The organism is Polycladospora coralii (assembly GCF_014773435.2).
Classification (GTDB): domain Bacteria; phylum Bacillota; class Bacilli; order Thermoactinomycetales; family Thermoactinomycetaceae; genus Polycladospora; species Polycladospora coralii.
Window position 1 is genome coordinate 483,216 of sequence record NZ_JACXAG020000002.1, and the last position, 25,145, is coordinate 508,360.

Annotated in this window: 30 protein-coding genes and 5 tRNA genes; 20 read left to right on the plus strand and 15 right to left on the minus strand. The window is 39.9% G+C overall.

What is annotated here, in order from left to right; translation table 11 throughout:
• Positions 1 to 113: 113 nt before the first annotated feature.
• The 10 genes from IC619_RS06655 to IC619_RS06700 all read left to right on the plus strand — a co-directional run bounded on the left by IC619_RS06655 (position 114) and on the right by IC619_RS06700 (position 9,983).
• A complete protein-coding gene (locus tag IC619_RS06655; RefSeq protein WP_191138884.1) occupies positions 114 to 623 on the plus strand; it encodes a DUF4430 domain-containing protein in 510 nt (169 codons plus the stop codon).
• The gene (locus IC619_RS06660; RefSeq protein ID WP_191138883.1) at positions 551 to 2,014 is read left to right on the plus strand and encodes a prenyltransferase/squalene oxidase repeat-containing protein; all 1,464 of its coding nucleotides are present in this window, start codon (positions 551 to 553) and stop codon (positions 2,012 to 2,014) included. Before IC619_RS06655 ends, IC619_RS06660 begins: the two co-directional genes overlap by 73 nt.
• On the plus strand, positions 2,011 to 2,718 hold the full coding sequence (locus IC619_RS06665) for a DUF4430 domain-containing protein (RefSeq protein WP_191138882.1): 708 nt from the start codon (positions 2,011 to 2,013) through the stop codon (positions 2,716 to 2,718). The genes IC619_RS06660 and IC619_RS06665 overlap by 4 nt, the downstream gene beginning before the upstream one ends.
• Complete coding sequence (locus IC619_RS06670; protein ID WP_191138881.1) at positions 2,718 to 3,578, plus strand: energy-coupling factor transporter transmembrane component T; 861 nt, start codon at positions 2,718 to 2,720, stop codon at positions 3,576 to 3,578. The genes IC619_RS06665 and IC619_RS06670 overlap by 1 nt, the downstream gene beginning before the upstream one ends.
• Positions 3,579 to 5,186, plus strand: coding sequence for an ABC transporter ATP-binding protein (locus IC619_RS06675; RefSeq protein WP_191138880.1), 1,608 nt, complete (start codon positions 3,579 to 3,581; stop codon positions 5,184 to 5,186). It begins immediately after the preceding gene.
• Positions 5,187 to 5,299: 113 nt separating this feature from the next.
• Entirely contained in the window at positions 5,300 to 5,863 is a 564-nt protein-coding gene (locus IC619_RS06680; protein ID WP_430624105.1) for an ECF transporter S component, read from the plus strand.
• 128 nt (positions 5,864 to 5,991) lie between these two features.
• The gene (locus IC619_RS06685; RefSeq protein WP_191138879.1) at positions 5,992 to 6,963 is read left to right on the plus strand and encodes a VanW family protein; all 972 of its coding nucleotides are present in this window, start codon (positions 5,992 to 5,994) and stop codon (positions 6,961 to 6,963) included.
• A gap of 144 nt (positions 6,964 to 7,107) precedes the next feature.
• Positions 7,108 to 8,100, plus strand: coding sequence for a 3D domain-containing protein (locus IC619_RS17045; RefSeq protein WP_191138878.1), 993 nt, complete (start codon positions 7,108 to 7,110; stop codon positions 8,098 to 8,100).
• Positions 8,101 to 8,246: 146 nt separating this feature from the next.
• On the plus strand, positions 8,247 to 9,686 hold the full coding sequence (locus IC619_RS06695; protein WP_191138877.1) for an SEC-C metal-binding domain-containing protein: 1,440 nt from the start codon (positions 8,247 to 8,249) through the stop codon (positions 9,684 to 9,686).
• Positions 9,687 to 9,800: 114 nt separating this feature from the next.
• Complete coding sequence (locus tag IC619_RS06700; protein WP_191138876.1) at positions 9,801 to 9,983, plus strand: hypothetical protein; 183 nt, start codon at positions 9,801 to 9,803, stop codon at positions 9,981 to 9,983.
• 47 nt (positions 9,984 to 10,030) lie between these two features.
• Here the strand turns inward: IC619_RS06700 and IC619_RS06705 are convergent, their stop codons facing one another.
• Entirely contained in the window at positions 10,031 to 10,357 is a 327-nt protein-coding gene (locus tag IC619_RS06705) for a hypothetical protein (protein ID WP_191138875.1), read from the minus strand.
• Between the two features lie 165 nt (positions 10,358 to 10,522).
• Here IC619_RS06705 and IC619_RS06710 point away from each other — a divergent pair, with 165 nt between their 5' ends.
• Complete coding sequence (locus IC619_RS06710; RefSeq protein ID WP_191138874.1) at positions 10,523 to 11,383, plus strand: PHP domain-containing protein; 861 nt, start codon at positions 10,523 to 10,525, stop codon at positions 11,381 to 11,383.
• 35 nt (positions 11,384 to 11,418) lie between these two features.
• Here the strand turns inward: IC619_RS06710 and IC619_RS06715 are convergent, their stop codons facing one another.
• A complete protein-coding gene (locus tag IC619_RS06715; RefSeq protein WP_224749487.1) occupies positions 11,419 to 11,853 on the minus strand; it encodes a GNAT family N-acetyltransferase in 435 nt (144 codons plus the stop codon).
• A gap of 13 nt (positions 11,854 to 11,866) precedes the next feature.
• A complete protein-coding gene (locus tag IC619_RS06720) occupies positions 11,867 to 12,376 on the minus strand; it encodes a 2'-5' RNA ligase family protein (RefSeq protein WP_191138872.1) in 510 nt (169 codons plus the stop codon).
• 154 nt (positions 12,377 to 12,530) lie between these two features.
• On the opposite strand from IC619_RS06720, the gene IC619_RS06725 reads away from it, so the two are divergent.
• Positions 12,531 to 13,052: a phosphatidylglycerophosphatase A family protein gene (locus IC619_RS06725; RefSeq protein WP_191138871.1), complete on the plus strand. Its 522-nt coding sequence runs from the start codon at positions 12,531 to 12,533 to the stop codon at positions 13,050 to 13,052.
• A gap of 158 nt (positions 13,053 to 13,210) precedes the next feature.
• Entirely contained in the window at positions 13,211 to 14,155 is a 945-nt protein-coding gene (gene sigJ, locus IC619_RS06730; RefSeq protein WP_191138870.1) for an RNA polymerase sigma factor SigJ, read from the plus strand.
• Between the two features lie 62 nt (positions 14,156 to 14,217).
• Here sigJ and IC619_RS06735 read toward each other — a convergent pair whose 3' ends face one another.
• Positions 14,218 to 15,012, minus strand: a complete 795-nt coding sequence (locus tag IC619_RS06735) for an ankyrin repeat domain-containing protein (protein WP_191138869.1) — start codon at positions 15,010 to 15,012, stop codon at positions 14,218 to 14,220.
• A gap of 508 nt (positions 15,013 to 15,520) precedes the next feature.
• Here IC619_RS06735 and IC619_RS06740 point away from each other — a divergent pair.
• The 5 genes from IC619_RS06740 to IC619_RS06760 all read left to right on the plus strand — a co-directional run bounded on the left by IC619_RS06740 (position 15,521) and on the right by IC619_RS06760 (position 15,960).
• Positions 15,521 to 15,596 (plus strand) — tRNA-Met (locus IC619_RS06740).
• A 4-nt stretch (positions 15,597 to 15,600) separates the two neighbouring features.
• Positions 15,601 to 15,677: transfer RNA gene (locus tag IC619_RS06745), tRNA-Asp, on the plus strand.
• 30 nt (positions 15,678 to 15,707) lie between these two features.
• Positions 15,708 to 15,783: transfer RNA gene (locus tag IC619_RS06750), tRNA-Met, on the plus strand.
• Positions 15,784 to 15,793: 10 nt separating this feature from the next.
• Positions 15,794 to 15,869: transfer RNA gene (locus IC619_RS06755), tRNA-Ile, on the plus strand.
• Positions 15,870 to 15,885: 16 nt separating this feature from the next.
• A tRNA-Val gene (locus IC619_RS06760) sits at positions 15,886 to 15,960 on the plus strand.
• 95 nt (positions 15,961 to 16,055) lie between these two features.
• Here the strand turns inward: IC619_RS06760 and IC619_RS06765 are convergent.
• From IC619_RS06765 to IC619_RS06810, 10 genes are all read right to left on the minus strand, one after another.
• Positions 16,056 to 17,216: a site-specific integrase gene (locus IC619_RS06765; RefSeq protein WP_191141183.1), complete on the minus strand. Its 1,161-nt coding sequence runs from the start codon at positions 17,214 to 17,216 to the stop codon at positions 16,056 to 16,058.
• 16 nt (positions 17,217 to 17,232) lie between these two features.
• Positions 17,233 to 18,273, minus strand: a complete 1,041-nt coding sequence (locus IC619_RS06770; protein ID WP_191141182.1) for a replication initiation factor domain-containing protein — start codon at positions 18,271 to 18,273, stop codon at positions 17,233 to 17,235.
• 468 nt (positions 18,274 to 18,741) lie between these two features.
• Positions 18,742 to 18,891 carry a hypothetical protein gene (locus IC619_RS06775; RefSeq protein WP_213260839.1) on the minus strand — a complete coding sequence of 50 codons (150 nt, stop codon included), beginning with the start codon at positions 18,889 to 18,891 and terminating at the stop codon, positions 18,742 to 18,744.
• A gap of 154 nt (positions 18,892 to 19,045) precedes the next feature.
• On the minus strand, positions 19,046 to 20,470 hold the full coding sequence (locus tag IC619_RS06780) for an FtsK/SpoIIIE domain-containing protein (RefSeq protein ID WP_191141180.1): 1,425 nt from the start codon (positions 20,468 to 20,470) through the stop codon (positions 19,046 to 19,048).
• A gap of 12 nt (positions 20,471 to 20,482) precedes the next feature.
• A complete protein-coding gene (locus IC619_RS06785; RefSeq protein ID WP_191141179.1) occupies positions 20,483 to 20,632 on the minus strand; it encodes a hypothetical protein in 150 nt (49 codons plus the stop codon).
• A 12-nt stretch (positions 20,633 to 20,644) separates the two neighbouring features.
• Positions 20,645 to 20,809 (minus strand): hypothetical protein, encoded by a 165-nt coding sequence (locus tag IC619_RS06790; protein WP_191141178.1) that lies wholly within the window; start codon positions 20,807 to 20,809, stop codon positions 20,645 to 20,647.
• Between the two features lie 27 nt (positions 20,810 to 20,836).
• Positions 20,837 to 21,190, minus strand: coding sequence for a single-stranded DNA-binding protein (locus tag IC619_RS06795; protein ID WP_191141177.1), 354 nt, complete (start codon positions 21,188 to 21,190; stop codon positions 20,837 to 20,839).
• A gap of 246 nt (positions 21,191 to 21,436) precedes the next feature.
• A complete protein-coding gene (locus IC619_RS06800; protein ID WP_191141176.1) occupies positions 21,437 to 21,601 on the minus strand; it encodes a hypothetical protein in 165 nt (54 codons plus the stop codon).
• Positions 21,602 to 21,805, minus strand: coding sequence for a hypothetical protein (locus IC619_RS06805; protein WP_191141175.1), 204 nt, complete (start codon positions 21,803 to 21,805; stop codon positions 21,602 to 21,604). It lies immediately after the preceding gene.
• 35 nt (positions 21,806 to 21,840) lie between these two features.
• Positions 21,841 to 22,134 carry a helix-turn-helix domain-containing protein gene (locus IC619_RS06810; protein ID WP_191141174.1) on the minus strand — a complete coding sequence of 98 codons (294 nt, stop codon included), beginning with the start codon at positions 22,132 to 22,134 and terminating at the stop codon, positions 21,841 to 21,843.
• A gap of 237 nt (positions 22,135 to 22,371) precedes the next feature.
• Here IC619_RS06810 and IC619_RS17180 point away from each other — a divergent pair, with 237 nt between their 5' ends.
• Together IC619_RS17180 and IC619_RS06820 are read left to right on the plus strand one after the other, a co-directional pair.
• Positions 22,372 to 23,160 (plus strand): GntR family transcriptional regulator, encoded by a 789-nt coding sequence (locus IC619_RS17180; protein WP_191141185.1) that lies wholly within the window; start codon positions 22,372 to 22,374, stop codon positions 23,158 to 23,160.
• On the plus strand, positions 23,160 to 23,705 hold the full coding sequence (locus IC619_RS06820) for a 2-C-methyl-D-erythritol 2,4-cyclodiphosphate synthase (protein WP_191141184.1): 546 nt from the start codon (positions 23,160 to 23,162) through the stop codon (positions 23,703 to 23,705). The genes IC619_RS17180 and IC619_RS06820 overlap by 1 nt, the downstream gene beginning before the upstream one ends.
• Positions 23,706 to 23,978: 273 nt before the next feature.
• Here IC619_RS06820 and IC619_RS06825 read toward each other — a convergent pair whose 3' ends face one another.
• Positions 23,979 to 25,139, minus strand: a complete 1,161-nt coding sequence (locus IC619_RS06825) for a site-specific integrase (RefSeq protein WP_191141183.1) — start codon at positions 25,137 to 25,139, stop codon at positions 23,979 to 23,981.
• Between the last annotated feature and the right edge of the window lie 6 nt (positions 25,140 to 25,145).

The following is a 25,145-nucleotide window of genomic DNA, read 5'->3' on the forward strand; positions in this document are numbered from 1 at the left end:
CTATGTATGGCAATGATAGGCTGTTATTAGTGTGCTTTCTCAACGTACTTTCCGCAAAGATGGAGAGTACGTTTTTCGTATGTAAATAAGAACACGTATGGGAGGAATTTGTAATGCGTTATTTTCAGCGTAGCCTAACTGTTTTATTCGCTTTTGTACTGATGTTCACCATGTTCCCAAGTATGGCTAAGGGTGAAACTACTGCCAAAGTTTTGACCTCACAAGTGAAATTGTCTGTTACGGGAGATTCCATTCATGGTGTGATACAACCCAAAACGGATGTCAATATTCAGACCGGTGATACGGCTTTTGATGTATTAATCAATACACTAGGTACGAGTGAAGTCGATTATATGGGGTCAGGAAGTTCAATTTATGTAAGGGGTATAAACAATCTATATGAATTTGATCGGGGTCCACTAAGTGGGTGGCTTTATCGTGTAAATGGGAGCTTCCCCAACTACAGTGCGGGCAGTTATGTATTAAAAAACAGTGATGAAGTTGAATGGTTGTATACGACAAATGGGGGAGCCGATGTAGGTTTTAATCCGTGGGGCCTTCGTTCTTTCAATCTGACACAAAACATAAAAAAAAACAAAATGATGAAGCAACAACTTCAGTAAGTGTAACTTGGGAAACACCACAAACGCTTATTCAGACAGCGTACACCAGCCCTGGTGAAACGACAACTTTGCTCGATCGCGTTGTGCAATGGATTCAGACAAGTGATACGATGTCTGATTGGAAAGTCGTTGGATTTAAGCAAGCGAGGGTTGATATTCCAAGTGATTATTTACAGCAACTAACCGAAACCATTCAAGCTAAAAATGGGGAATTTCGTAAAGTGACGGATTATGAACGCATGGTCCTAGCGATCTTAGCTTGTGGCGGTGATCCTCGCAATGTGGCTGGTTACGACTTGATCGAGAAAATATATAACAACGAAAGAATGACGAATCAGGGGGCAAATGGTGTCATTTTTGCGCTTGTCGCACTGGACGCCTATCAATATGAAATTCCAGATGATGCACAATGGAATCGAAAGAAACTGACACAGTGGCTACTTGATAATCAAAATGAAGATGGAAGTTGGAGTCTCGCTCCCGGCTGGGGTGGAGATGTGGATATTACGGCTATGACTTTAACTGCTTTAGCGCCCTACACGAATGATGGGGTGATACAGGCACGGGAGCGTGGATTTTCATGGCTATCTAGTCAGCAGACAGAGTCAGGAGGTTTTCAGTCTTGGGGTGTGGAGACGAGTGAAAGCGCTTCCCAAGTGATCATAGCCCTAGCTTCAAATGGTAAGTCCTCATCCTCTCCAGCCTTTACCAAGGCTGGAGGAGATGTTTTACAAAATTTACTTCAATACCAAAACGATGATGGTGGCTTTGCACATCTATTAAATGAAACCTCCAACTCGATGGCAAGTGAACAAGCATTACTAGCATTGGTCGCGCATCAAAATGTGATAGACGGCAAGCGAAGAATATATGACTTTACACCCGAAATAGAGGAGCCAGAGGAACCAGAGGAACCAGAAGTGCCAGAGAGCCCAAGCCAACCCACAGAACCCACTTCTTCTCAGACACAAACGGTAGTGGTGCAAAGTCCGCAAACTGTTCTTTATCAGATTTATCATGCTGAAGCACCACCGCAAAATACAAGTAATCAGTGGGGCGGTAGACAGGCGATTAATCCAGGAAACAAGCCAATTACGGTACAAAATTCACCCGTCATAAAAACAGAAGTTCCGATCAGTCAACAATCAGATCGTCAAGAAACTGTTCCGTCGGAATTATTAACTGAACCCACACAGCAGTCGTCTGACATTTCAAATACCTTAGCGGATTCCGCAGTCCAAGAGCAAATAGAAGCAGAGAAAAATGTTAGACCCCAATTGCCGCAATGGGAAGAAATGCAGATACCGCTCCTCTTCTTTTTGTGCGGAATACTGGCGGTTTTAATGGGTGGAAGTTACTACGTTTACGATAAACGGAGGAAGTGGCAATGAAACGCAAACTATCACTTCTTGTAGTCATCTTTGGATTCATTAGTATGGGAATGGGGATTGGACAAGCGATCCAGGTTTGGTCTCCGCTTGCATGGATAGCTGATACCCAACAGGCTAAATCGATTGCAGGCGAAGCTAATCATCGTGAAGAAACGATCCAGGTTAAGCCTGAAAAAGAAAGGAATACAACTCAAAGCAAAAATGAGACACCTGAAAAGGGGATTGAGATAAATGAAAATCAATCACCAACAGAACCTGATCGATCTAAAAGTATCACTTCTGTAACAGAAGAAAAACCACAAATAAAGACAACACCACCAACATCAACAACACCCTCAACGCCCACGACTTCAAAGTCTACTACTCAGGCCATCACACTCTCGATTACGGGTAGTGACGGAGCGCGTTTTTTAGCGCCGGCTCAGATTTCGCTTCGTGATGGAGATACGGTGTTTGATGCCTTAAAGAGAGCTACAGATCAAAATGGCATTCAGATGGAGTATCGAGGGGCTAAGCATACGTTATATGTAGAAGGTATTCACAACTTATATGAGTTTGATAAAGGTCCACAAAGTGGTTGGATGTATCGAGTAAACGGTGTTTTCCCTAATAAAAGTGCAGGAATATTCACCATTAAAAATGGTGACCGCATTGAGTGGTTGTATACAAAAAATTTGGGTCGCGACATAGGAGCTGAGTTTTGATGAGCTCTGGTTTTCGAGCCCTACATCCATTTGTAATTTTTATCTACTATAGCGGTGCTATCCTGCTACTGTTATTTATGTTTCACCCTGCTTTTATTGTGGTCGCCATGATCGTGATGTGTGCAGTGAACGTCCTTTATGATGGTGGGCGTCAATTGTGGCGATGGAAAAAAATGATTCTCATCACTAGCCTATTATTTGTTGGAATTAATATTTTCACATCCCAGCGTGGAAGTCACCTCTTGTGGCAAGTGGGTGATCATCGGATTACGTTAGAGGCGACCCTATACGGTATGATGATGGCGGGTACAATCTTTTTAGTGCTTGCTCTATTTGTTTCCTATCAACAAGTTTTAACTATGGACCAGTTTTTTTACTTGTTTGCGCGTATTACACCCCAGTGGGCACTACTTTCTGCCTTGGCAATTCGTTTTGTACCTCTGATGAAATTGCGTTTAGAAGAAATACAAAAAGTACAACATCTTCAGCATCGGGGTTCACTTAAATCATGGAAATTAAAAATAAAGGAAAAGATGAAGCGACTAGAAGTGTTAATGACATGGTCACTGGAAGGGGGATTACAGACAGCGGAATCAATGAAAGCACGTGGATATGGAACGGTTAAACGACGAACTGCCTACACTTTATATAGGTGGCGGATTAGCGATTTTCTTTATTTCGTATTTCTTTCCGTACTATTCACTCTGTGCATTTGGGGATGGATACATGGATTAGGGAGACTTGAGATCTATCCAGTTATGGAAAATGGAGCACTTTCCATGTACGAATGGATCGTCTTAGGCGGTTATCTTACTTATTTAAGTTTTCCCATTTATGTGGAGATAGGAGCCGATGCATAAATGACCACACTCGCATGCAAACATGTAGGTTTTACTTATGCAGGTGAAGAGGCGGCAGTACTAAAAGATGTCTCTTTTTCGATTAATGAAGGAGAGTTTGTCCTATTATGCGGGGCATCAGGAATGGGTAAAACAACGCTATTAAGATTGATTAAGCGGGAGTTATGCCCTGCGGGACAGCTGGCTGGTACTATTTTCTATGGGGATAAACCGCTTATCGATTTGCCTGCTGCACAAGCGGCAGCAGAGATCGGGATGGTCTTCCAGCATCCCGATCATCAAATTGTGATGGATGGATGCCTACAAGAGCTAGCCTTTGGTATGGAAAATCTAGGTTTTTCAAATCATGTAATGAAGAGAAGGATTGCAGAGACAACTGCTTTTTTAGGCATAGAATCTTGGTTGTCCCAAGATGTTCAGACATTATCCGGTGGACAGAAACAATTGCTTAATTTGGCAGCAGTACTGGCACTTCGTCCTAAGCTACTATTACTAGATGAACCGACTGGAATGCTTGATCCGATACATGCGCGTCAGTTTTTAGATGCATTAAAACGCATAAATCAAGATACTGAGATGACGATGATCATAACCGAGCATCGCCTGGAAGATGTGTATCCAATAGCCAGTCGTGTTTTGATTTTAGATCAGGGGAGCATCGGGTTTGATGGTTCACCCATAGATAGCATTCAATGGATGAACGCAGCAGGAACGACACATCGTGATTGGGTGCCTACTGTGCCAGCATATGCCTTACAACTAGATCCGCAATTAAAATCCCCTCCGTTAACTGTGAATCAAGGGCGACGTTGGTTGCGGAAGCAGATAAATCAGTTGAAAGAAGCTCCTATAGAACTTGCTACTGCGAAAGCACAGGTTAGTAAGCCATTTATATCGATCAAACGCGTTCATTTTGGTTATCATCCGGAAAAAGGCGTATTTCATCACTTACATTTTCAAGTTTCTCAATTCGAATGTGTAGCCATTTTTGGTGGGAATGGTTCAGGAAAGTCCACATTACTACAGATAATGGCTAAGTTATTGAAACCTAAACGAGGCTATGTACGTTACGACAAGAAACGATTACAAATTGGTTATATTCCCCAAAATCCAGAAGCTTTCTTTATGCATGAGACGGTTAGAGATCAAATACAAGCAGCGGTGAGAAGTGATGAAGCGTTACTTAACGATTTAGTAGCTGATTTTGACCTTAAACAGCTGTATGACCGACATCCACATGATTTAAGTGGCGGTGAGATGCAAAAGGTAGCCTTAGTCACTGTATTGCTGCAACAACCAGATGTTTTATTACTCGATGAGCCCACAAAAGGTGTTGATCCGCATACCAAAAAAAAGATGGCGAAATGGATGCAATATTTCATTCAAAAAGGGCGTGCGATTGTATGTGCGACGCATGATATTGAATTTGCTGCCATTGTATCAACGCGTTGTGTATTATTGTTTGATCGTGAATTAGTCGTATCTGAAAGCCCAGATGTCTTTTTTGCGGACAATCATTATTACACGACTGTGTTTGCAAGGTTAACACAAGGACATGATTTGAATTCAGCCCAACTGCTGAAACTTAAGGAGATGAATCATTTGTGAAATATTCGAATGCGTTACTTGGATTGATCCTCCTTATTCTAATCAGTGTTTTGGTATGGATGGACCCGATTGATCAATCTCCTCTATTTATCAGCTTGTTATTTGTAGGATTAATGGTTATCCCACTACTTTTACGTTTTGAACGGAAGCAATTAGGGAGCAAGGAATTGGTATTGCTCGCCTTGCTCACCGCTTTTGCCGCCGTGAGTCGCGTACCCTTTGCAGGAATACCAAGTGTTCAGCCAACGACCTTTGTCATAATTGTGGCTGCATTCATATTTGGAGCAGAGAGTGGTTTTATAATCGGTGCAGGAGCAGCGCTTGTTTCTAATATTTTCCTAGGGCAAGGTCCTTGGACGCCTTGGCAAATGGTGAGTTGGGGACTTGTAGGACTATCTGCGGGCTTGCTTCGTCAACCCCTGCTAAAATGGAAATGGATACGACTTCTTTTCGGTTTCATATGGGGGTTTTTATTTGGGTGGATTATGAACGCTTGGGTATTTCTTTCTATGGAAGAGCAAACGCTAACCTCTTTTTTAGCTGTATATGCGGCCAGCTTTTATTTTGACTTAGCACATGCTTTATCAAATGTATTCTTTCTCGCATTATTTGCGAAGACCTGGATCCGTATCTTGGAACGGTTTAAACAAAAATATGGGATTAGTAATGTGGCCTAACCAAAATAAATGAGGGTAAAATGGTAAAATCGCGCAAATGAACTTGCTTGGAATGGAATAATTGAGGTGGACACTGACTAAAATTCCATTTTTAATACACAATAAAAGTGGAGAGGACGGTGTCGTATGTGAATCGTAAGCAGCTGTTTCTTATGGTGATTTTGATCACCAGCATCTTGTGTATCTCTTTAACCTCATTTCCTGCACAGGCAAATCATGCACAAACACAGATGAAACTTCGATATAAGGAAAAAACATGGAACGTTGACTTAGCTCAGTTTGGATTTAATGGCATTGATCCAACTACATTAGACCACTCTCAATTTTGGGTGTGGTTTATCAATCATGTTGAGAAAAAAATAAATAAAGCCCCACGTTCTGCCTATTACCATAAACGCAAAATTGTTCCTCATCAGATGGGACAGTTAGTAATTCGTGGTCAATTGGATGATTGGCTCGACGTAATCTATGCGCATTTAGACGGTAAAGAAGAAATCCCAGTAGCGGATGTTCGACCGATTCTGACGACAGAACAATTAGGTACATTAAAACAAAAACATTTGGCTACTTATCAAACTGTTTTTAATCCGTACAATCGTAATCGCAAGCATAACATCGATTTATCGGTGCAAGCGATTGACCATGTAGTCGTACAACCTGGAGAAATTTTTTCGTTTAATAAAAGAGTAGGCCCTCGTTCTGCTCATAAAGGGTACCGTTCTGCCAAAATTATCGTAAGGGGAGAATATAGCGAAGGAATTGGCGGTGGCATTTGTCAGACGTCTTCTACATTATTTAATGCAGTAGATCGAGCTGGACTAGAGATTAAGCAGAGGGCAAGTCATAGCAAACAAGTAACCTATGTACCACTAGGCAGAGATGCAACCGTTTCTTGGCATGGACCAGATTTTAAGTTTCAAAATCAACTGAATCAGCCTATTTTAGTAAGTGCTATGAGTAAATACGGCCGTCTAACGATTTCCATATATGGACCTCAAAATATTGTTTATCATACAAAACGTGTACCGTCAGCGCCATATTCTAGAGTGATCGAAAAAGAAATTGAAACCATTCAATATAACGATAAAAAAATGAATTGATTAAATGTATATTGAGCGATCCGTGTGCATAAAACTGTATTAGTTTACACGATCGCTTTTGTTTTTCCGATAATAACCATAGATTCCTACTCACTAGTTTGCTATAATATTAATCGTATTTTAGCTAGGAGAAGGAGGGGTAAAGTGAGAAAAGTCCTTCTAAGTGGCTTTTTACTCAGCTTAATAGTAGGACTGTTAACGGGGTGTTCTTCTGAAGTTGTGAAAGTAACTTTCGCAGACGAGAGTAAACAAATTGTACTGAATACATCGAAGAATACGTTAGCAGAAGCATTAGTAGAAGAAGGATACAAATTAGAGGATTTAAAAAACAGATATAAACCCAGTTTTGCTTGGGACAAGGAAATTGATGGTCCTTTGGATGTGAAACTTGCATGTAAGTGTGAAGTGAGACTGCAAGATGGAGCCAATGGGATTGAATCTTATATCACCACAGCGGCTACTGTGGGAGAATTCTTAGAAGAAGAAGATGTAAAGCTTGGTGAATTAGACGAATTACAAATTGCAGCTGATACGAAAATAGAAGATCAGATGGTTATCGTAATCGATCGTTTAGAGAAAAAAACGAGCGAAAAAATTGACAAAGTACCTTTTAAAACAGTGAATAAGAAAGATGATAGTTTAGAAAAAGGAAAGAAAAAGACAGACAAAAAAGGTAAAGAAGGTCAAAAGATATACGAAGTTACACAACTTTATAAAAATGGGAAACCTGTAGAAAAAGATGGCAAGCCCGTAATAACGGAAAAATTGATTAAAACGATTGAGCCAATTGATCAAATTGTTAAAATTGGTACAAAAGAAAAAGTAGTTGCATCAACGCCAGCGTCCGCTTCAGCATCTTCTCCGGCAGGTAAGAAGATTACGGTGAAAACAACGTGGTATACCGCAACAGGAAATCAGACTGCAACTGGCACATGGCCTAAGAAAGGTACGATTGCAGTTGACCCTAATGTGATCCCTCTAGGAACGCGTCTATATGTTCCGGGATACGGATATGGTGTTGCAGAAGACACGGGTGGTGCAATTAAAGGAAATAAAATCGATTTGTTTTTCCCAACAAGGAGTCAAGGACAGAGTTGGAATCATAATCCGACACTCACGATTACAATACTAGATTAAACACCTCGATCGGGGTGTTTTTCTATATATGGAAATGCCCATGAATCATCTGCTAAATAAGTTGAATTTTTAAGCGAACTCACTAGGAAAATCTGTCCAATTTTTATATACTAGTAGACAAGGATAACAACATATGAGGTGTCATAATGGTAGGTCGGAATGAAGCATGCCCATGTGGAAGCGGAAAAAAGTATAAAAAGTGCTGTGAGCGTGTAGTGGCTATTGCATCTGCTGAGCAGGCGCGTCAAAAGAGAGATCATCGTTTGAAAAAAGAAGTCATGACGGAACTGATTCAGTGGTACACCCAAAACATTTCCTCAGATCAAGAGAAACAATGGACAAAATATTTCAAAGAAATGTTTAAGCTTTCACTATCGCAACCCATTCCCGAACATTTAGAACGCACGTATCGTTATTGGCTACTGTTTGATGTTCCATGTCAACAAGGAAAAAGACCGATTGAAGAATGGATCGGTCATACAAGGCTTTCTCCACCTAAAGCACGTTTAGCAGAAATGATTGCGAATTCGAAGTTTACCTGCTATGAAATTAAGGAAATAAGAGAGAAAGAAATGATTCTATGTTCAATTGTAAAGACAGAACCGATTATCGTAAAAAGAGAAGAAAATTGCTCCGTAGGACAACTCATCTTCGCTCGACTGATTAAGCCAGGAAGTATGTATGAAGTGTTTGGTCCTTATACTGCCATTCAGTCGGCTTTGAGAAGGGAGATACTCGTGCAACTAGAGAAATTTTTACATCCAGACACATCGCAATTAAAGAGGCAGACATGGGACGAAGGTTGGAAAGCACTAGGGTTAGCTATACAGCAAACAAAATCTTTCCATGCCTTACAAGAGAATCAAGCATTGAATAATGAACAAAATTTTGTAGTGGAAGATGGATATTGGCCAGTAGTCGACTTCATCGGTTCAGGAGATGTCCCCTCCGAGATCATTCAACATATTGAGCAGTTTTTTCTCAAATATGTGGCATCGTTACAAACGAAAACACAAGCACTATATAGTGAATCAGTTGAGTATCTATACAAATATATTACGTTACGCTATGGTCAAACCTTTAGATGGTCGCTGATTGATGAGGAAATGTTGAATCACTTCTTGGCGGTTTGGTACTTAGACCAGCAAAAAAAACCTGTACCGAATGGGGCTCGTGTATTTTTAAATACGCTGAAGCAGTTGTTTCGATGGTTAGCTGAAGAACATATCTGCGAGGTATATAAAGCGTATCAGAATGTTTACAAACAGTTAGTTCGTGCACTTCCTAGTGCTATTGAGATTGGAAGATGGATAGAAAAAAATGTGGATATAGTAGAAAAACCAGGCTTTACTGTCGAAGTGGATCGTTCCCTATTTACAACTTCAGCAGTGGGTTCGATGGTTTCTGTAAATAAAAAGTGGATACCGATACAAATGAATGGTTTTCCTTCTCTGTGGAAAGGTGATTATTTCTGGATTTGTGGGAAGGTTGTCACAGATTCTTCACATGCCTATATCACCGAGTTTAAAGGAGTGTATCCATTTGTTGTATGTGATTCACCACTTCCTCTACTCAAACAACCTTAGTTAGACAGCAAACACATAATTGTGATGCTGTCTTTTTCATTTGTACGCATAGTTGTGAAAGTGTTGGTCATACTAACGTTGCACTCACAAAATGGCTGAAGGGAGCGAATTCACATGTTCGGGTTTAATAAACAGTCAGATCAGGAGAGAAATCGCAACCAAAATCAAGACATCGAAGAATTAATGAATGAGGTAGGTAGTGAACTAGGTGTAGATGAAGACACCCGTTCACTAGATCAGGATCCTGAACAGTTTGCCGAGCGTTTGAAGCAAGCGATCAAAAAAAGAACGACCTAAGGCCTTTTATGAGCGTGAAGAGAGCACCCCATGAGGGTGCTCTCTTCTTAGGAATGCCGAAGATAAGAAGCTAATTCTTCTATTTTTTCATGAGCTGCTGTAAGCACCTCGCTAGGAATATGCTCACTAGCAGACGGATAGTTTTCACCTTTTAATTCTAAGATGGGCTCTTCTAATCGTAAGCCCTCATCTACTTCCGAAAATTTAGTCGGAACACTAAGTCGGTATACATTTCCGGAGCAAAGATCTGTCAGAGGAGCCCGATAAGTGGGCGGCTGATTGTGACATCTTTGAAATCCTTGCTTGCCAAACATTTGATCAAGATCAGTTGTAGATTTGACCACACCAGCTAAAGCTTTCATCCTTAATTTCACAAATAGCCCTCCTGTTAAAAACGAGTTAAGTAGTCTTTACCCTTCTAGAAGAAAGATCAACCCTATTTTAGTGAAAAAAAATTATAGAATTTGTAAAGGGATATAACGCGATTTGCTATAATCGATCGAGGTTGTTTACAATCGTATTAAATGGGAGGGTGAATAATGGAAAGACGAGTTGACTTACATACACATACAACAGCTTCAGATGGCATATTAACACCTGAGAAAGTAGTAAGACGAGCGGCATCAAAAGGTTTATTGGCGATTGCGATTACAGATCATGATACCGTGAGTGGTATAGAAGAGGCACAAAAAACAGGTGATGAAGTTGGCGTAGAAATACTGCCTGGAGTGGAACTAAGTACGCTATGGAAAGGAACTGAAGTCCATATCTTGGGATATGGCATAGATTTTCACAATACAGAGTTTAAACGCTTACTGGAAAAACAACGTAATGTACGTAAAATGCGCAATGAAATGATGATCGCTCGGTTAAATGATTTAGGTATCCCTATTACCTTAGCTGAAGTAAACGCCAGAAAACGTCCTGAAATGAAAGACTTAAATGTAGGTCGTCCCCATATTGCAGAAGTTTTAATGGAACGAGGGGTCGTCTCATCAGTAACTGAAGCTTTTGAACGATTCTTGGGCAAAGATGGAATGGCATATGTTACACCTAAACGCATATCTCCTCTTGATGCGATTAGTCTAGTTCATCAATTTGGGGGAGCAGCGGTTCTTGCTCATCCCGGATTATACGATCAAGATGAGATCATTCCTATATTAGCAGAGCAACAATTAGATGGTATGGAAGTGGATTACCCAGAGCACAATGAAAAGAAGCGAACACAATACCGTCAGTTAGCTGAAAAGTATCAGTTATTACAGACTGCTGGCTCTGATTTTCATGGAGAGCGCCATGGGAAAATGTATCATGCTGATATCGGGAGTGATTATGTTACATATCAAGTTTACTTACAGCTCAAAAAACGTATACAACGATTAAATCATATGCATAAATAAACGCTCGGCTATCCGTGCCGAGCGTTTCATTCTATCTATAGCCTTTTTTCCATGTGATAATGTTTGATGTTGGCATCCATAAAGGGTTCACCTACAATACGATACCCTAATTGCTCGTAAAACTTTTCTACACGTGCTTGTCCGTTTAAAACCATTTGAGTGGCTCCAAGCTCTCGTGCATACTTTTCCATCGCATGCATTAAGCGTTTCCCTGCTCCTAAGCCGCGAGCATCAGCCAGAACAGCAACACGTTCAGCCTTGGCTGTTTTTTCATCAAGCATACGAAGGCGAGATGTGCCAAGAACCTTCTGACTGTCTTGATACAGCAAAAAATGAGTTGCTTCTTGTTCCCACTCATCTATTTCTAATTCGTGGGGAACCTGTTGTTCCGCTACAAAAACAGCAGTGCGAATGGAAAAAGCTTGTTCTAACTGTTTTTGAGTAGAAACGACTTGAACTGAGTACGACAAATTACACACCTCATTATCTTGAGAGTAAGAAAGTTTGATAAATATTCCATGCTTCATTCTCGAGTTGATACATCAGATGAAAGCGTGTGATTTCCGTTTCCAGATCAAATGAATTCATGCGTAAGCGACCATATACATCATGAAGTTCCTGTTCTTCCATTTTTTGTCCTATTGTAAGATGGGGTTGATATTCATATGGTTTTTGAACCGAGCCAAACTCTTGATCGATGCGATCGTGGAGTTCAATTAAAGGGGTTGGATTATCGATCGCTAAATAGATGGTATTGCTAGTCGGATAAAAATGACTCACTTTGTTAAAATTAAGTTTAAAACATGAGGTTTCTTTTGCGATTTTCTCTAAACATAACACGGCATCTTCTAGCTGATCCTCTTTGAGTTCAAATTTATCTCGAAGCGTAATGTGTGGAGGTATCAAACTATAATGTGCATCATATCGTTTACGATACGAGTTAATCTTATCTTGAACTGACTTTTGTGGAAAGGCAGCAATTCCAAAGTCCATCTCTTTCCCTCCTCAATTAATATTGCAGACCTCTTTATTATATCTTTTCTTCATTCATTTCGCACATCTAGATAAGAATGACCAAAGAGGTCCGCTAACATGATAAAATAGAGGGAAGATATATTCAACTTAAATTTGGGAGGGATGCAAATATATGTCAAGAGTGCATAGTAACGAAGTTAAACGAGCTGCCCTGACAAGACTCAAAGAACGTGGTGTGACGGTGGAAGTGATTGCTGAAATTGTTCACATGATGCAAAATCCTTATAGTCCTAATTTAGATATGGATTACTGCATGGAGAGTGTCTTGGCGGTATTAGATAAAAGAGAGATCCAGCATGCTATTTTAGTAGGAACGGAACTGGACATATTAGCGGAGAAAAAGATGTTATCTGATCCACTACAACAGATCGTAGAATCCGATGAAGGCTTATTTGGTTGTGATGAAACATTAGCGCTTGGTTCTGTTTTTGGTTATGGTAGTATCGCAGTGACGACTTTTGGCTATTTAGATAAGCATAAAGTGGGTATTATCAAGAAACTAGATACCAAAGGGGATGGTGGGCCTGTACACACATTCTTAGATGATTTGGTAGCAAGCATTGCATCCTCAGCATCTAGTCGTTTAGCGCATCGCATTCGAGATGATGAAGAGCGTATCTCTTCTGAAAAATAATAACGGACAAACCGCTTCTCATCGTGCTGCAAGACACGATGAGATTTTTTTGTGCTGATATTGCAAATGCATACATTAAAATATGATGTTACGATTGTAGATGAAGGCTTGGTGAAAATAGCTTTTAATTATTTATATCACGCAACAAGACCATCATCATGAAAAACGAGAATATGACTGGACTTGAGCTTGGAAAGGAAGAGAAAACGATACATACTATTGAGAACATGTATCAGGCTTACTATCCCTTGTTATTCTCCATTGGCTATCGAATGACAGGGAGTGTCATGGATACTGAAGATTTAATACAAGATACCATTTTCAAAGCAATTCAGTCTGTTGAGTGGAAAGTAATTGAAAATAAGCAAGCTTATTTATGTAAAATGTTGAGTCGTCGTTGTCTGGATTATTTAAAATCTGCTACGAAACAACGAGAAACTTATATAGGAGAATGGTTACCAGAACCAATATTATATAATGAATCAAATGATTTTCCTGAGCAAAAATTGGAAGAAAAAGAGTCGATCGGTTTTGCTTATCTACACATGCTCGAAAAATTGACAGCAACGGAGCGCGTTGTGTTTTTGTTGAGAGAAGTTTTTCAGCATGAGTATCAAGAAATTGCAGATGTCGTGAATAAATCTGAAGTAAATTGTCGAAAAGTATATAGTCGTGCCAAAGCTAAACTACACAATATCGAAAGGGATCCCTTAATTGATCATCGCCAAAATCAGCAACTGATCCATCAATTTATATCTGCTTTGAATAGCGGAGATGAAATCAAATTAAGCCAATTGTTGGCAGATGATGTCGTGATCTATTCGGATGGTGGAGGTAAAGTGATGGCGGCCACTCGCCCGATTAATAACTTATCACGGGTGTTGCCGTTCCTCCTGGGAATTGTAAGAAAAACGAGGGATTATACCTATGAGATTAAGGTGATCAATGGACAACCTGGGGTATTGTTTTTTCGAGATGAGCAGTTAGTAAGTGTATGTCAGTATACTTGGATAAATCAACAGATCAAGCAACTTCATTTTTTACTGAATCCAGATAAATTACGGTATATCGCTACACAACTTGAAACCAGTAAGTTCATCTGAAAAAATGGGCAAGTGACCAGGATACATGATGTATCCTGGTCTGTTCAAATGATGGTTCACTACTACATAACGGCTTCTAAAATCGTAGTGATTTCGATATAACCTTTGTCCTGAGCATGCTTAAGCGGGGTTTCACCAGTATTTGTTTCTAGCCAGGGGTTTGCGCCTGCTTCGAGTAACCGTTTTACCATCTCAGGATTATTCGCCTTTACTGCAAGCCAGAGGGCTGTTTCACCATCTTTCCCTTGGAGAGTTGTATTCGTTCCATATTGGAGAAGGGGAGCGATTATATCCATCCGATTCTTCATTACTTCCTTCATGAGTACTGTATGTCCGTTATCATCTTGTATGTTGGGGTTGGCTCCTCCGTGCAGTAATGTGGTCAGTTTTTCGTGATCATTTACTTCTAGTGCAAAATCTAACGCGATTTTATCATCTACTTTTGTATTGGCGTCAGCACCAGCTTCTAACAAAATTTTCATCATTTCGATCGTTCCATGTAAGATTTGCTGAGTGAATACAGTATGACCAGTTGCATCTGGTGTATTCGGATTAGCACCACCTTCCAGTAATGTTTTTATTAGATCGATCTGATTAGAATCGACCGCAATTGATAAAGGCGTTTTTTCATCAGATTCAGGGTAGTTGGCATCGGCGCCGTATAGGAGTAACAGCTGGATCATATCTAATTGACTATTACGGATGGCATGGGTAAGAGGTGTAGAGCCATCTAGGTTGTGAAAATTGGGGACGGTTCCCAATTTTAAGAGTTTTTTGACGGTATCTAACTCTTGCATTTGTACAGCCTTAAACAAATCTGCTTGTTGATCACTCATTTCTATCTGTTTATGATTCACTTTACACCAACTCCTCATATTCATCATAAAAGGGGGGGATAATAATGGAAGTCATCTGTGTTGGCAACTTCATTACACATGCTACAACAGGTACACCGTACTTATTGTTGTGTTTAATCAAAATAAGAAAGTGTTGCCCACTATCAGCTCGTGTAACTTCATAGCTTCACTCACTTTTCTTTCAGTGTATGATGCAATATGGGGTTAGTTTACAGGAATAAAAAAATTAGATTCGTACCTAGCATGAGGAGCATATTTTCATGGAAAAATGGATTTATTGGGTGCATTTGTTTGATGCTCGATTTCAGGCATCTTGTTTAGCAACAAGGCTGAGAGAAGATTGGTGGTTGTATGGCTATAATAGTCCTGAATAAATTGAAATCTATCAGTCAAATAAAGGTAAATTTGGTGTTCGGTACACTTGGAAGAAAAAAGATTAAAAAAAGGGTTGCGTTTTTATTAAATATGGGTTATATTATTAATTGTCGCTAACACAAACGATAAACGACGCGGGGTGGAGCAGTTGGTAGCTCGTCGGGCTCATAACCCGAAGGTCACAGGTTCAAGTCCTGTCCCCGCAACCAATGTGGAGCTGTGGTGTAGAGGCCTAACATGCCTGCCTGTCACGCAGGAGATCGCGGGTTCGAATCCCGTCAGCTCCGCCATTTTAATTAAATACAAAATTAAAAGTATGTCGCGGGATGGAGCAGTTGGTAGCTCGTCGGGCTCATAACCCGAAGGTCATAGGTTCAAGTCCTATTCCCGCAACCAATTTTTATGGGGGCCTATAGCTCAGCCGGTAGAGCAGTCGGCTCATAACCGATCGGTCACAGGTTCGAGTCCTGTTGGGCCCACCACATAAAAACTACATAAGGGCAGTTAGCTCAGGGGGAGAGCGCTACCTTGACACGGTAGAGGTCGCTGGTTCGATCCCAGTACTGCCCACCAGTCGGAAATCTTGCAGATGCAAGGTTTTTTTATGTTTTGGGATTTGAGAAACAGATGTGAAAATGGGATATTGCAAACAGATTGCAAACGTCTAGTTAAATTTTTTCATTTTCCCGATCGCGAAGCAACATTTTTTCAAATCGGTCTACAGCTTCTTGTTGCATATTAGGTAAAACATGACTGTAAATATCCATGGTAATTCGAGTATTTGAATGACCTAACCTCTCTGAAACGATTTTGGGATGTTCTCCCTGTTTCAACATCAGTGTAGCATGTGTATGGCGTAAATCATGAAAACGAATATTGGGTAGACCTGATACTTTTAATATTCTCTTAAAGCTTCTAACTAGGTTAGTGGGATCAACTGGAGTTCCAAAAGAAGTTGCTATGATCAATCCATTATCTTGATAGGCTTCACCAGCTTGTGATTTTTCTTGATTTTGAACCTTCTTATGATCTTTTAATACCTGCATAATCATAGATGGTAAAGTGATTAATCTAACACTCCCGTTTGTTTTTGGTTCTTGCAGTGTGGGTTTTCCCTTGACTAAAACTAGATTTTTGCGGATGCTTGCAGTGTTTGTTTCCATATTAATATCTTTCCAGCGAAGTCCTAGTATTTCACCTCTCCTAAGTCCCGTAGTGATAGCGAAAACAAATGCAATGTAAAGTCTATCATCTTTTGAATGTGTTAAAAATTGTTTCACCTCTTCAATCTCAAAAGTAGTAATTTCTTTCTTTCGAACCTTTGGGGGTTCTGTGAGTAATGCTACATTACGGGTTAGCAATTGCCATTTTACTGCGTGACCTAGTGCTCTCCTTAAAACAGAATGAATACGTTGGATGTAAGCTGGTGATACACCACCATTCCCATCAATTCTACCCTTTTCCAACATGTTATTGTAAAATCGTTGTATATGTGGAGCCTGTAGTTGTTCTAATGTTATAGCCCCAAGTGATGGAATAATGTGAGTTCTTATAAGAGTGGAATACAACTGGAAAGTAGTTGGTCCAACGGATCCTTTTGCATAATCTTGTAACCAGTTGTCTAGGTATTCGCTAAACGTTAGTTTTGACGAAGAAATAAACGTACCCTTATCTAATTCATTCATTTTATTAATCATTTCTTTTTCCGCTTCTTTTTTAGTGCTAAATCCTGAAAACCATTTTTGTTTTCGTTTTCCTGTTTTCGGATCTCGACCAATATCTAATACAAAACACCACTTCTTTCCTCGCTTACGGACGTGACCTCTCATCTTTTTATTCCTCCAATTATCCTGATAAGGTTGTCGTTTTTTGGTATTGCCTAATCATCGCTTGATCTCGTGGTTTCAGCCTACTCATACCGTCCTGGATCAAATCATATATAGCGGACATTTCGCCATCCATAGCACGAATGACCACTGCAAGTGTTGGGGCAACCTGTTTCCTCATCCAGGTTAAGCGTTTCTCAACACTCGCCTCCATTTCGTTATTTTGTTTCAAAGCAAGCGGTTCTACATTTCGTAAAAAGTGTTCCCACCACTTTACTACTGGCCAGCGTCTTTTGTTTGAGTCTGTCTTTTGTTTGACAACAAACCGTAAGTAGTATTTCAAGATTCCTTTAATGATTGTTCCGATCTCAATGTCGTTTGCGATTAAACCAGCGATTGTTTGCGCTCTTTCTTTTCTTGATTGAATTTCCGTTCGGTTCCATATTTCGGGGACCGTATCAGGATTTACACCTTCACGCCCTAATTGTTCTAGTGCTTTGTTATACATTCGAATAATGATAAGAGAAGTTGATGCTCCAAAATAAACTGTCTCACCAGATGTTGATCCATCCCCGATTTTAACTTGTTCTATCCGTTTGGCTGACCTAAATCGAGAAACCAGTTCATTTCGCTTTACCTTTGCAATCACCTGATTAATCGACCAACAACCCATGTGATCATCTAACGCGATATCTAAACGGGAGAATTGCGCCTCGACCGCGAGCATGACACCAAATAAAGCTTTCCAAGGCACTTTTCCGATGTTTTCATATTCACGGCAACCCTTGCCGGTCATAGATAGATGGACTCCCATTTCCTTTCGTCCCCCATATAAGATTGAAATATTGCCAAGTCGTAGGGATAAAGGATAACCATACATTCCGATATCCATTTCGGTAAAATCATCTGGATTAAGGAGTAAAACTTCTTCAATGACTTGTCGTTCGGTGAGGTTTTGAAAAGTAACACCAAGCCAGTCACAGCAAGCGATTAAGCCAGTTGGTTTCGTACGTTCTGCCCCCGTGTTACTAGACGGGGGTGCTAGCGTTCTGGTTGACATCGGAACGCTCCTTTCCGTGCTTGTTCTTTTTTTAAAAGAATAGAGTGACATCATGAAGGGTTCTTTGTAAGAATGATGATTGTTACAGTCTGCTGTAGGTATCATGCATTCCAAAGGCATCAAGGGGGATAAAAAAAGAAGAACGCTTTTTTGATCCTAAAAACACCCTTGACTCCTTTTCCATTCCTGATCTGGGCTGTTCAAGACGCTAAGCCATAGAGCGCTTAGCGCCTCTTTTTCACACAAACTTAAACGGTTATCATTACTGGAACCACCTATTTCATTACATCGCCTTTTTCATAAGCCATCCAACGCTCAAAATCATGTGTGATTCCACTTTTATACTTGCATCTAAAGTAACAACAGACCCAATAACCTCGGTAGTCATGGAATAGATCCTGTTGAAAGATCATTTCATTTGAACACTTAGGACAGTTCACAATGTCATCTCCCTTGTTTTTGGTTAGATTACCAACCGTAATGACCTTCTAATTCCCGATCATTTCCCCAACCAGTAGGGCTTTCTCTACGATCCCAACCATAATCAACTTTTAGAGCTGCTTCATCGTTCTCTTTCAATTCATCAAAGACAGAGCCATTAAGCCAACCTAACATCATCGACACCAACCTTTCAGAACCATTGATTTGTAAGACGGGATATCAAATGGGTATATGTTTTTGTGATGCATCTTCTCTTGCCAGCGGTATAACTTCTCTTTATCTAAGGCTGGGATTCCTTTTCCCTTCGGACAGTCTCCCAGCCAGATAGAGATTAAAGACCTGTTTCGATGGTTGTTCCAAGTTCATTTGTTTTCGGGTTCGCTGGCTTTTGTTGTGGTAACGTTTCTTGCATGTTTTTTTCTTGCGTTGCTAGGCTACTTCTTTGTTGTTCAAGATCATCAAGGAATTTAGACTGGGCATAATCTGGAAAGCGGAATAATTCGATTCTCCCGTCACCGATACAGGCATACCCGTGACCGAGTGTGACGGAATCAAGTTGTTTCGACTTATCTCTTCCAAATGCCATTTCAAGCGCCGTTTCGGAACCACCAAGCACAATTTTAGCGGTTAGGTTGTCGCGAATGACGGTTGGCATAAAGGTGCTGTCTGGACGTTGAAAGATCATTACCAATTGGACACCTGCGGCACGACCTCGCAAGGAGATATCGCGAATTAAACCTAAAATTCGGTCTCTTTCGGATTCACCGGTTTCTTTATCCTTTTTTGTGGATAGAGCTTCCAGTAGATAGATGGCTTCATCAATAACGAGGAAATAGGGTTTTTCATTGATCTGGGAATAGTGGTTTTTTCGCTGTGTTTCCATGGTTTTAAAGCGCTGGTCTACTTCTGTTTGGGCTTCCTCGACTAAACGGATAAATCCTGACGTATCTGTTGCGACATCAAAGCCAAGGTCTTGCAGATGAGTAAATTCAACTTGTTTTCCGTCGGCTACTTTAACGATCCACTCTGATCGCAGTTGAACCAATAGGTTACGGATGAAAGTACTCTTACCTGTTCCTGTCGGTCCAATGATTAAGGCATGGGGGAAGTGTTCAAAATCCCAGACGAGTTTTCCACCCGTTGCATAGCCAAGCGCTAAATTGTGATCGGTGTCGGTTTTGTATGTTACAGAATTGGCTTGAATTTCTCCATACTGCAAAGTGATTTCTACTATTCCGCGGCTAATTTGAAAGGAGACGAGCGAACAGCCCAGGGAGTGCGCAAATGCATTTACTTTTCGTTCCCATTCTTGCTCGGTTTGACCAGGTATCATTTTGAATTCGATGTAGATATTCACTTTATCTTTGTGGATTTGGGCACAGGGGTAATGGAGGATTTCTTGTCGACGCGTTCGCCCCTCGGAACCTGTGATCTCTCGATGCTCTTTTTTAACCAATCCTGCATGGAGAAGGGTTTCCCGCAGTCGTTTTGACACCTGTCTTGAAAGTAGGTGGTGACGAAATTGTCCCCAAAAGAGTTGATGAACGGAATGAACAGCTTTTCTGCTATCTGGAAAAGTACTGATGATCGCTATGGATGAATAGGAGATGAATGAGATAGCACCTGCTGTGCTTCGATCACTGATAATCGCCAGTGGGAGAATGAGTGGAGCCAGCCACGGTGTGATCCCGTAGCTTAGCCACCCCATGAAACGGAAGACACCCGGTTTTTTCTGATAAAATGTAATGGTTTTCATAGGGAATCCTCCTTATCTGTACCAATTTGCATGTTTCTTACAGTAAAAGTCACCGAAAACCTTATATTCACCATCCACTTTTTTTCCTTCATTTGCACAATCCGGACAATACTTTCTTAAGGCATCATCCATTCCATCCTTTTTACTTTTAGACCAAAACATGTTTTCCACTCCTTATATCCAAAAGTTTTTCTTTCTTCTGACATCTTTGATTTCACGATGTGTATAAGCGGCTAACTTCCCCTCGCCTTCTTTTTTCCAGTAATCGTACTCTTTTTCTAGCTTTTCTAACTTCTTTTCTCGTCTGTCTTCTCTTTGATCTTTACTAAACCAGCCCATTTTAACGCCTCCTCAGGATAATTGAATTTATCTGGCAATGGCTTGCGTATTTCCCATGGAACTACGGGGTTTACTCAGAAACTGAACTTCTTCGGCTACAATGTCTGTGTTGTATTTGGTTTCACCTGTTGCTTTGTCTGGGTACTTGGAAACGCTGATCCGACCCATAATGGAAATGAGAGAACCTTTGACCAGATGTGCGCATCGTTCAGCTTGATTAGACCATAGCTTTATTGAGATGAAATCGGAGGTCATTTCTTTTTTCTTGCGGTCATAGTAGCCATCTACGGCTAGTGTGAGAAACATAAATGGCTTTCCTTTACCCGTCTTGTGTAACTTTGGATCCCTTACGACACGACCAATGAGGTTAACTTGATTCATTTTGTCATTCCTCCTATTTTTCACTTTTTAATGTGGCTAACTTTAACAACATGTTGAAGGTTAAACATCCCATCATCAAAAACTAAGTTACCGGAATAGCCATTCTTAGAGATCAATTTCAATACTTGAGTAGCTTGGTTCCCTGAAAGCCTAACAACATCGCCAGTGGCAAAGTGGAGTAATACACTCTTTATCTCATCCAAACTCCTCACATCCCTATTTGTTTGGTTCGGAATCTTACTCAAACTAATCTGATGAAACTTCAACTTTTGCACCTTCACGCAGCAAACCTTTTACCTTTTCTACCGCTTGATCCAAATTTCTTGCATAGATGGTTAGCTCCAGCGAATCTAATTCTGTCATGAACACGAATTGATTGCCTATCATGTTTGATAGATGCCATTTCATCACTTACCACCACCCCTTGCTACGACCATCTACATAGACTTGCTTCTTAGAGCAGTCGCGCGCTTTCAGATATTCTTTTTGAGCTTTTCTTTTCTTCCCTAACTGTTCATACCGTTCCATTTCTTCATAATGGTAATCTGCCATATGACCTAATTGTTTGATTTTTTTCTTGCCTTCTGCTTCTGTGCCTTCCCAAAACCAACCCATTTTAACTCCTCCTTAATTGATTTCACATTGCGCGTTCATCCTGTAAGATGGTTCACTTCACATCCGTTTTGAAGTTGCTGATCCAACCATTGTTCGAGCTGTCGTCGTGGGATTAATTTTCGATGACCGATATCTACTACAGGGAAGTCTGGACGATGTAAAAGGTCGTACAGCTTAGAGCGGCTAATACCTAGAATCTTTGCGGTTTGTTCTACACTGTAAGTTAATGATTCGGATGAAGGCTGTTCCATTCTTTGCGTTAGTTGGAGTACTTTTTCATTTAGATCAGCTAAAGATCTAAGAAGAGAAAGAAATGATTCTTGATGCATTGAAAAACCTCCTTATCGAATTAATTGTTTACCGACTGTTATTAAATCCATTTGTGTGTATTTAGTACAAAAAATGCTCTTGATATGTTCAACTGGTATATACCTCTTTAATCAAACTATACCAAAGATATATACCATAGTCAATGATTTTTTTTGATTTTTTTGGTAAGATATTTATAACATCTTTGGTATCGACCACTTAGGTTTTACTGGTTTTGATTCTGGGAGGGAATAACAGTGGAAAAAAACACAAAAATTGATGAGGTTGTAGAAACCTTACGCCAGCGAATTATAGAGGGGATATATGTTGCTGGTAAAAAATTACCATCAGAAAGGGAATTGTCACAAGAACTAGGAGTGAGTAGAGGTACAATACGAGGCTCTCTTTTAAGGCTTCAAGCAGCTGGTTTAATTGACATAGTTCCTCGAGGAGGAGTTTTTGTACGCTCTAATATTTCAAAGCTGATAATAGGACAGCTTGATTTGCCAATAGCAGAAGGGTTGGAATTAAAAAGAGCAGGTTCATTTGTTCAAGAAATGAAAAATAAAGGTAGAGACGTCTTGGTGCGTTTTTTGGTGCCATCTACGATTATGACACTTGGAGATCAACTTGGAGAAAAAATGAAAAAAGATTCAAATGAGGAGGTCTTGCGCCGTTACAGGGTACATCTTGTAGATCGAATACCATATCGGATTCTGGATAGTTATTATCTGGCAGAATATTTAGGTGATCTTGTAGGACAAGACAATAATTACATTCCTCTTTTTAAGTGGCTTAGAGAAAATAAGGGGATAAAAGCAAACCGGGCTTTCGAGAAAATTTCATGCAGGATGCCAACTATGGAAGAGGCAGAGATACTTAATATTGCAAGGAATCAGCCGGTTGTAGAATTGGATAGATGGGTGTGGGGAGAGAAAGAAGTTGACAGAGAAGAAGTCTTATTTGAATACACAAGAATGATAGCTGATGCTTCACGTCATGATTTTACTTATTCTTACACCATTGAGGAGGAGGCAAGTGTTTGATGAATGAAAAAGATAAAAAAGAGATAATTCAAGAAGTAATATTAACACTTTCAAAAAAACACCGTATATCGTGGGCTTCAGATTTTCACGCGTTTGAAAAAGGTAGACAATTAACTCTTGCTGGGGTAACCTTTGATAATTTTCCTAAAGGACCTAATACAAAAAGAACGGATGGGGATGTAGTAGCACATGCAATAGTGATGGCTCTTGGTTCTGCAACTAAAACCGGAGATATTGATGATTGGTTTCCAGATGAGGGGGAAACTGGTATAAAGTCTATTGAATATTTAACTAGTATGAGAAAACGTTTGATAGAGCCGAAAAATCTAATTATTGGGCAGGTTGATGTGACAATAATTTGCGGCGAGTATCCCCGAATGAAGAAAAAAGTTCCATTGATGGAACAGAACATTGCACAAGGACTTGGAATTAATTTAGAACAAGTTCATTTAAAAGTTTCAAGCATGGATGGAAATGATGAGTTTGCCCGATTGGAAGGAATAGAAGCTAGAGTGATTGTCAGCCTATGGGAAGATTTTATGTAATCCTCTGTTTGCAAACAAATTGCAAACACAAGACACAAACAAGAAGAGTGTTTCTAATCAAATAGAACACTCTTCTTTTGATTTTTATACACATTGGACATTATTACGCACTATGAATTGAAGGTCTTATATATTGACACGGTAGAGGTCGCTGGTTCGATCCCAGTACTGCCCACCAGTCGGAAATCTTGCAGATGCAAGGTTTTTTTATGTTTTGGGATTTGAGAAACAGATGTGAAAATGGGATATTGCAAACAGATTGCAAACGTCTAGTTAAATTTTTTCATTTTCCCGATCGCGAAGCAACATTTTTTCAAATCGGTCTACAGCTTCTTGTTGCATATTAGGTAAAACATGACTGTAAATATCCATGGTAATTCGAGTATTTGAATGACCTAACCTCTCTGAAACGATTTTGGGATGTTCTCCCTGTTTCAACATCAGTGTAGCATGTGTATGGCGTAAATCATGAAAACGAATATTGGGTAGACCTGATACTTTTAATATTCTCTTAAAGCTTCTAACTAGGTTAGTGGGATCAACTGGAGTTCCAAAAGAAGTTGCTATGATCAATCCATTATCTTGATAGGCTTCACCAGCTTGTGATTTTTCTTGATTTTGAACCTTCTTATGATCTTTTAATACCTGCATAATCATAGATGGTAAAGTGATTAATCTAACACTCCCGTTTGTTTTTGGTTCTTGCAGTGTGGGTTTTCCCTTGACTAAAACTAGATTTTTGCGGATGCTTGCAGTGTTTGTTTCCATATTAATATCTTTCCAGCGAAGTCCTAGTATTTCACCTCTCCTAAGTCCCGTAGTGATAGCGAAAACAAATGCAATGTAAAGTCTATCATCTTTTGAATGTGTTAAAAATTGTTTCACCTCTTCAATCTCAAAAGTAGTAATTTCTTTCTTTCGAACCTTTGGGGGTTCTGTGAGTAATGCTACATTACGGGTTAGCAATTGCCATTTTACTGCGTGACCTAGTGCTCTCCTTAAAACAGAATGAATACGTTGGATGTAAGCTGGTGATACACCACCATTCCCATCAATTCTACCCTTTTCCAACATGTTATTGTAAAATCGTTGTATATGTGGAGCCTGTAGTTGTTCTAATGTTATAGCCCCAAGTGATGGAATAATGTGAGTTCTTATAAGAGTGGAATACAACTGGAAAGTAGTTGGTCCAACGGATCCTTTTGCATAATCTTGTAACCAGTTGTCTAGGTATTCGCTAAACGTTAGTTTTGACGAAGAAATAAACGTACCCTTATCTAATTCATTCATTTTATTAATCATTTCTTTTTCCGCTTCTTTTTTAGTGCTAAATCCTGAAAACCATTTTTGTTTTCGTTTTCCTGTTTTCGGATCTCGACCAATATCTAATACAAAACACCACTTCTTTCCTCGCTTACGGACGTGACCTCTCATCTTTTT